This is a genomic window from bacterium, from assembly GCA_021158245.1.
Taxonomy (GTDB): domain Bacteria; phylum Zhuqueibacterota; class QNDG01; order QNDG01; family QNDG01; genus QNDG01.
This window is the reverse complement of the sequence record JAGGVB010000123.1, coordinates 1-6,324: the sequence shown is the minus strand read 5'-3', so window position 1 is coordinate 6,324 and position 6,324 is coordinate 1. Positions and strand designations below refer to the sequence as shown.

Genomic DNA, 6,324 nt, shown 5'->3' with positions numbered 1-6,324 from the left:
ATAATATTGTTCCTTAACGTGAAATTTCCATTTTTCATTGTAAACACTGTGTTTACTGCGCCATTCATCGGTGGTTTCGTTCGGATAATCGTATTGTTTTCGATTTTTGAATTATTCCCGCCCCAGTAAAAAATGAATTCCTGATAATCGTCACTCAGATTGTAATAGACATCAAGATTATCTCCTTTTAAACTTCCTTCAATTTCCAAAAACCCCATATTATTAAACGATTTATTATGATGTATTTTTATATCATGGACACTGTTTCCAAAATACCGGGCATCCAGCTCAAGAAAACCTCCATCAGCTCCATAGTTCCCCCCAACCTTTATATAGTTCCTACACGTGTTGTATGAGACCTCATTGAATGCATTGCCTATAAATATCCCGATAGGGCCCCAGTCTGGTTTTGAGAGAAAACGATTGCAATCATGAAGATTGTTGTTTGTAATCAGGCAATGTTGACTGTTCACATGTATTCCTATTGGGCAATCGAGAAAGTCGCAGTTTTTCACTACAATGTAATCCGCGCCTGTAACAGTATAGACCGCTCCAACCAACAGTATTTCTTTATCAACTATAGACTCTGAATTCGCACAATGTTTAAACGCCAGGCCGTCTATTGTCACATTACTTCCCAATATTTGAAATACATTACCACCAAGATGGTTGTAATCAATATTCGTAAAAGAAGGCATTGCCCCCTTTCCATAGCTGCTCAAAACAATTGGGCTTCCTTTTTCGCCGGAACATTTAAATCGTACGCCTCCGATGAATTCTGAATTTTTTTCAAACAAAATACTGTCGCCGGGCTGAAAATTATTTTGTTCGAGCTTACTTAAACTTTTCCATGGTGCGTTAGCTGAGGTACCGCTATTACTATCACTGCCATATTGGGAAAAATAATATGTATTTTGCCCAAACAGAGAAACGGAAAAAATACTTGCCAGGGAAAAGATGGAAATAAATATCATTGTATCAGTTAGTATCTTGTTTTTTTTTCTCATCTGATTAGCCTCCTTTTTGGCTTTAATTTTTCTGATACTTCAAGAATGCGCCCCTTTTGCTGAAGCCTTCAATTGCTGTCCATGTCTGAAATATACCAGCCATGCTGTATGCAATAATACAAACCAGGATTCCGGTCATTACAGCTATGCCATCCATGCCTTGGTGAAAAGCCCTTTCAGCAAAAGAGCTGTACGTCAATGTCAGCAAAAATCCGCGGATTTCATCACAGAGGAGTTTTGTCCAAAACCATTAAAGATCCTCTGTGATGGAGGGGCGCGTTTCTGTTTTTTGCTCTATCCCCTATCTTCAAATCCCTGAAAAAGCTTCAGCCTGGATCCACTTATTCTAATCATGTATATTCCTTACAGAAATTCCCAAGTCACACAAATCAACAATTTTTATCACTCTTCTGGAGGACTAATCGTATACCCCTGCTGTTTTAACGACGTCAGTTGATCAAATACGCTCTTATCTCCAATAATTTTTCCATCCTTAAATTTAAAAATGACAATACCCTCTGCCTTGAATTTCTTCCCTGTCTTAATTGGAGTGCCTTCAAGAGTAAACCTTATTGCAGCTTTTTCAGCTCCGTAAATTTCTTCGACATAAGTTATCTTTGCATCATGCATGGTTTCTCTGAAATTTTTTACATAGTTTTTTAGCGCTTCGATCCCCACAATCTGTTCATTGCCCTCTTGCTTTAAATAATCCGGATGTACGACTTTATCTAAAAGATCATAATTCCCCGTATTCCAGGCTTCATTAAAAGTGTTAACAACTTTTTGGTAATCAACACTTGAATCTTGTGTAAAATTTGAACAACTGATGCAAAGAATAAGAACAAAAGGCAAAACCACTCGTTTGACTAAATATGATATTTTTAACATTCTTAAAGCCCTCTATTAATTATCTATTTTCCTATTAAAAAGCCATATTTCGTTTGTACAACGACAATATCAGCACTGACAAGGATAGAGCATTGAACTGATCCAATCTTCATAAGACGGTAAATGACATAATTCCCATTACAATAAAAAATGCTGCCGATTTGTTGATAGTTATCATTTCTTTCCTTTCTAATATGCATGGGAAAGTGGATAGGAAAAATGAAAGTTCGTAACTTGGTTTTGATGTTTTCAAAATCAATTCCTCATACTAATTAAATACTACTTTACTCCCCTTTAGGTGGTTCAATCATTAATTGCTCAATAATTTTTTTATATTCCGAATCTGAAAGTTTGTTTTCCAAATAGATCCTGAATCCCTTTTGCATCTTCCAGCGATAACCATCATTTAATATACCATACCCTTCTGTAACTTCAGAGAAATAATTTGATAGGCTACGAACTCCGTAAAGGACAGCCATTTCATCCCAACTTGATCGATCGCAAAAACTACCATTAAAAAATCGAAAATAAGCTTCTCGCACAGGATTCCCCACAGGTGTATTCTTTAGAATAGCGCCCGTTTTAATTGATGAACCTGCCTGACTGATAACGATGGGTGTTGGCCATTTATCCAAAACATTTTGTGAAACTTTAGTTAAATTATGACGGATCAAATTAAATCCATCATGGTGAACACCAGCCATAATCACCAATTCTTTTACTTTCTGCTTTACCAAATCAAATTCAGCTTTTAACAGATCATTCAGATTATTTAAAAATCCTACACTGATAATTGTGACAGAATGATCTGCTTGCGTAGAAAGAACCTTTCGATAAATATCCAGTGCACACCGTGCGTTGGTTTGATCAAGGTCATGTGGAAATCGGGTAAGAGCGGTCAGATAGGCCGAATAATCAGGTTTAGGAAACTTGCCCTTGTAGATACCTACCGGCAAGTCTCCCCGCCCGTACCAAGTATTAATGACATCAATAGCAGCTGCGCCATCAGGTTGAATCTCATTAAAGCAAACGGCTAAAAGTTCGACTTCACCTTTATTGGCCAGTGCATGCAAAATAGCAAGACCGCCTACATCATCAACGTCCAGACACATATCTGTCTCGTAAATGATTTTTTTAGGATGGGGAATAACTACAATTAAAGTTCTTTCATGTGTACTTATATTCCCATCATCATCTACAATCGTTAATCTTGATTTATATTCTCCTTCTAATCTATAACTATGATTTATCTGGACACCGCTGCCAGTAGTCCCATCCCCGAAATCCCAATGATATTTGACAATTTTGCCATCAGCATCCAAAGAAGCAGATGCATTAAAAGTAACATTGAGATCTGGTTTTGGTCTTTCTGGATAATAGACGAATTTTGCTACAGGCTTATCCGAGTAAACAGTAATTCTCTTTTTACAAAGACCGGTGTTTCCTTTTTTGTCAGTTACTCTTAGACTTACTTCATATTCGCCTACATTTTTGTACAAATGCTCCGCATTAACACCGTCTGCTGAACTTCCATTATCCCCGAATATCCAATGATATTTGACAATTTTGCCGAAATCACTTAAAGATTTGGTACCATCCAGTTTAATCGGACGTGAAACAACTGGTTTTTCAGGAATGAAATCAAATTGTGCATCAACACAAGGCCCTTTTTTAACAGGTACAAACTCACGATCATTTGTTATGCATAATTTGTCTAATTGGGTACCATCTAAAAGATATGTAACTGCGAATCGATGTTTACCTTTAGTAAGGTTGAAAATCACTTCCTGATCATTACTGTCATGATTGTGTACCGTATCCCAATGCCAATGACATCCAACTTCAATGCCTTTCCATCTGATCCATGGACCATCGTCCATTTTAACCCAGAAAGCATCTTCATCATTCATTGGAGCAATGACCCGCCCAAAAACTTTGTAAACGTCAGAATTTTTTACAACAAACTCATAAGAGCATATCCCATTGGCAGGTGCTTTTTGTTCACTATTATTACCAGGTGCCACTTCTATAAACTGGCCACCTGAAGCATTTTGATTATAAAATATTTTAAAGGGTGAATCTATCTTTCCACTTTCTGCCTCAATCCAAATTTTTTCAGTATCATTCCTGATCGATTGTGCTGCTAAAAAATTAGTCAATAAGAAAATTATAATAAAAACAAAAATCCCAGTGATTGAATTTACGACATTTTTTATCTCATCCTGTTTCATAAATATATCTGCTCCTAATGTTATATCCTTAAACCCTAATTAATTTATATATCCAGGTTTAGCCAACACAAAATGCTCCATGGTACGATAAAAGTCTTCCATTATATTTTTTTTATCAAAATTTTCCCAAATGATTATCTTTCGGGAATTATTGGGTCGATTAACCCATTTCCCATTGACAAATTTTGGAGCACTGATAACAACACGATCTGCCCATGCAGGATTTTTGACAACAGCAACTGCTGCCATGTCAAACAACGGCCTGGAACTGGGGTGTTCTGGAAAATTCTCAAACAAATTGACCGAATAATCACCAAAACATGTAAACTTACCTCCATGTCTGCCTATAACAGGAGCAGAAATGTGTGGTCCTTTTCCCGGCATTCTCTGCTGAAAATCCTTGAGATATGCTACAACAGCATCTGTCCCGGATGGCTTCCCATATCTGACCATTACCATTTCAAAATCAACATTACTTTCCAAAAGAGGGTTGATTGCTGTAGTATCATTCACAAGATTATATTCACCAGGGTCAGGATAATTAGAACCAAGCCAGACCACCCGCACCTTATCAACTATTGAAGGGTCTTTATACAATGCAAGAGCAATATTGGTTAATTTCCCGATTCCCAATAATACTAACTTACGCTGATCTTTGGCATGGGCTCTTTCAATAATGAAATTTACAGCAGCCGAACCATCAAATTCCGGTTTATTGATATGTTTTATTATGTCGCTGTATTGACCAGTAGCGCCTTTATACACATTTACATATGCATCTAAAGAACATAACCTTACAACTCTTTTTGCCTCCTCAAAATGCTTTTCAATACTGCCGCCATTGTACGTTTTGTTTACGGTAATTCCTTCCACATCGAACACATGGCCATTAAATAACAAATAAGCAATAGCATGTTGATCGTCTAACTCATTATTTGCATCTGAATCCAGGATAATCCTGATCTTTTCACTCTTTTTGCTTTCAATTTCAGATTTTTTTTTAGCACAAGATGCAAATATCAATAAAAAGAGAAGTACCAGAATAATTGATTTTTTCATATTTTCCTCCAGAATCTATTTGGTAACATAAATTTTTGGCGATATTTTATCTGGGTGTTTCCAGCAAAAGCTATTTATTTTTGTCTACCTATTACTGATTTGAAATTTCTCTCCACCGGGATTTATTCAAAATAAAAACCCAAAATAGGAAATTCAGGTTTTACGTTCATACTGGGGGCCTTTTATTTAGCTTTTCGAATTCATTTCAAGCCCACGAATTTCCTATACCTTGGTAAAACTAATCAATTCATCATATGTTGGCATTGATGGCTGTGCCCCAAGCTTTGTGGCAGAAAGAGCTCCTACCAGATTGGCAAATCTAACAGCTTTGTCTAAAGGTTCTTTTTTCGCAAGCGCGTAAGATAGGGCCCCATTGAAAGCATCACCAGCAGCTGTAGTATCAATTGCTTTTATTTTTTTGGTTGGAATTAAAAAAGCTTTGTTATCTCTTATCAAAAAAGACCCTTTGGCTCCCATTGTTATTATTATCTCAGAGACACCTTTCTCTTTTAAAACTTCTGCTGCCCTTATTGCAGATTTTTCGTCATCGACTTTTATTCCAGTTAGCAGCTCAGTCTCTGATTCATTTGGAGTTAGTATAGTAATTGTACGAAGTAATGTCTCATCCAATTCCCGTGCCGGGGCAGGGTTCAAAATTACTTTAACGCCTGCTTCTGAAGCCAACCGCGCGGCATATTGAACTGTCTCTAATGGCGTTTCAAGTTGGAGGAGCAATATATTCGCACTTTTGATTTTTTGTTCAGCGGTTGTCACATCTTCTTTCGATAATTTGCTATTCGCTCCGGAAGCAACAGCTATAGTGTTTTCACCTTTTTTATCGACATATATCAAAGCAACACCAGACGCATTTTCTTTATCTGTGATAATAAAATCCGTGTTAATCCCTACCTTTTGAAAATTCTGGATAGCCTGCTCTCCAAAAATATCTGCTCCAACACGAGCAACAAGAGTAACGTCTCCTCCAAGCCTAGCTGCAGCTACTGCTTGATTTGCACCCTTTCCTCCTGCGGCCATGATGAACTCTTCACCGAGTATGGTTTCACCTGGTTTAGGTAGCCAGCCAAGTTTAATAACCATATCAGTATTGGAGCTTCCCACAACTACAATTTTCGGTTTTT

At 37.1% G+C, this 6,324-nt stretch carries 6 protein-coding genes; all 6 read right to left on the bottom strand.

Annotated elements, in window-relative coordinates; translation table 11 throughout:
* Nucleotides 1-1,007: hypothetical protein (locus J7K93_06925; protein ID MCD6116728.1), on the bottom strand; the 1,007-nt coding region annotated here is incomplete at its 3' end.
* Nucleotides 1,008-1,029: 22 nt separating this feature from the next.
* On the bottom strand, nucleotides 1,030-1,215 hold the full coding sequence (locus tag J7K93_06920) for a hypothetical protein (protein ID MCD6116727.1): 186 nt from the start codon (nucleotides 1,213-1,215) through the stop codon (nucleotides 1,030-1,032).
* Nucleotides 1,216-1,409: 194 nt separating this feature from the next.
* A complete protein-coding gene (locus J7K93_06915; protein ID MCD6116726.1) occupies nucleotides 1,410-1,895 on the bottom strand; it encodes an ester cyclase in 486 nt (161 codons plus the stop codon).
* Between the two features lie 284 nt (nucleotides 1,896-2,179).
* The gene (locus J7K93_06910) at nucleotides 2,180-4,126 is read right to left on the bottom strand and encodes a PKD domain-containing protein (protein MCD6116725.1); all 1,947 of its coding nucleotides are present in this window, start codon (nucleotides 4,124-4,126) and stop codon (nucleotides 2,180-2,182) included.
* Between the two features lie 39 nt (nucleotides 4,127-4,165).
* Complete coding sequence (locus tag J7K93_06905; protein MCD6116724.1) at nucleotides 4,166-5,185, bottom strand: nucleoside hydrolase; 1,020 nt, start codon at nucleotides 5,183-5,185, stop codon at nucleotides 4,166-4,168.
* A gap of 222 nt (nucleotides 5,186-5,407) precedes the next feature.
* Nucleotides 5,408-6,283, bottom strand: a complete 876-nt coding sequence (gene rbsK / locus J7K93_06900) for a ribokinase (GenBank protein ID MCD6116723.1) — start codon at nucleotides 6,281-6,283, stop codon at nucleotides 5,408-5,410.
* Between the last annotated feature and the right edge of the window lie 41 nt (nucleotides 6,284-6,324).

Coding starts and splice junctions, on each gene's coding strand:
- J7K93_06905 (MCD6116724.1), bottom strand. CDS start 5,185: ATGAAAAAATCAATTATTCTGGTACTTCTCTTTTTATTGATATTTGCA.
- J7K93_06915 (MCD6116726.1), bottom strand. CDS start 1,895: ATGTTAAAAATATCATATTTAGTCAAACGAGTGGTTTTGCCTTTTGTT.
- J7K93_06910 (MCD6116725.1), bottom strand. CDS start 4,126: ATGAAACAGGATGAGATAAAAAATGTCGTAAATTCAATCACTGGGATT.
- rbsK (MCD6116723.1), bottom strand. CDS start 6,283: ATGGTTATTAAACTTGGCTGGCTACCTAAACCAGGTGAAACCATACTC.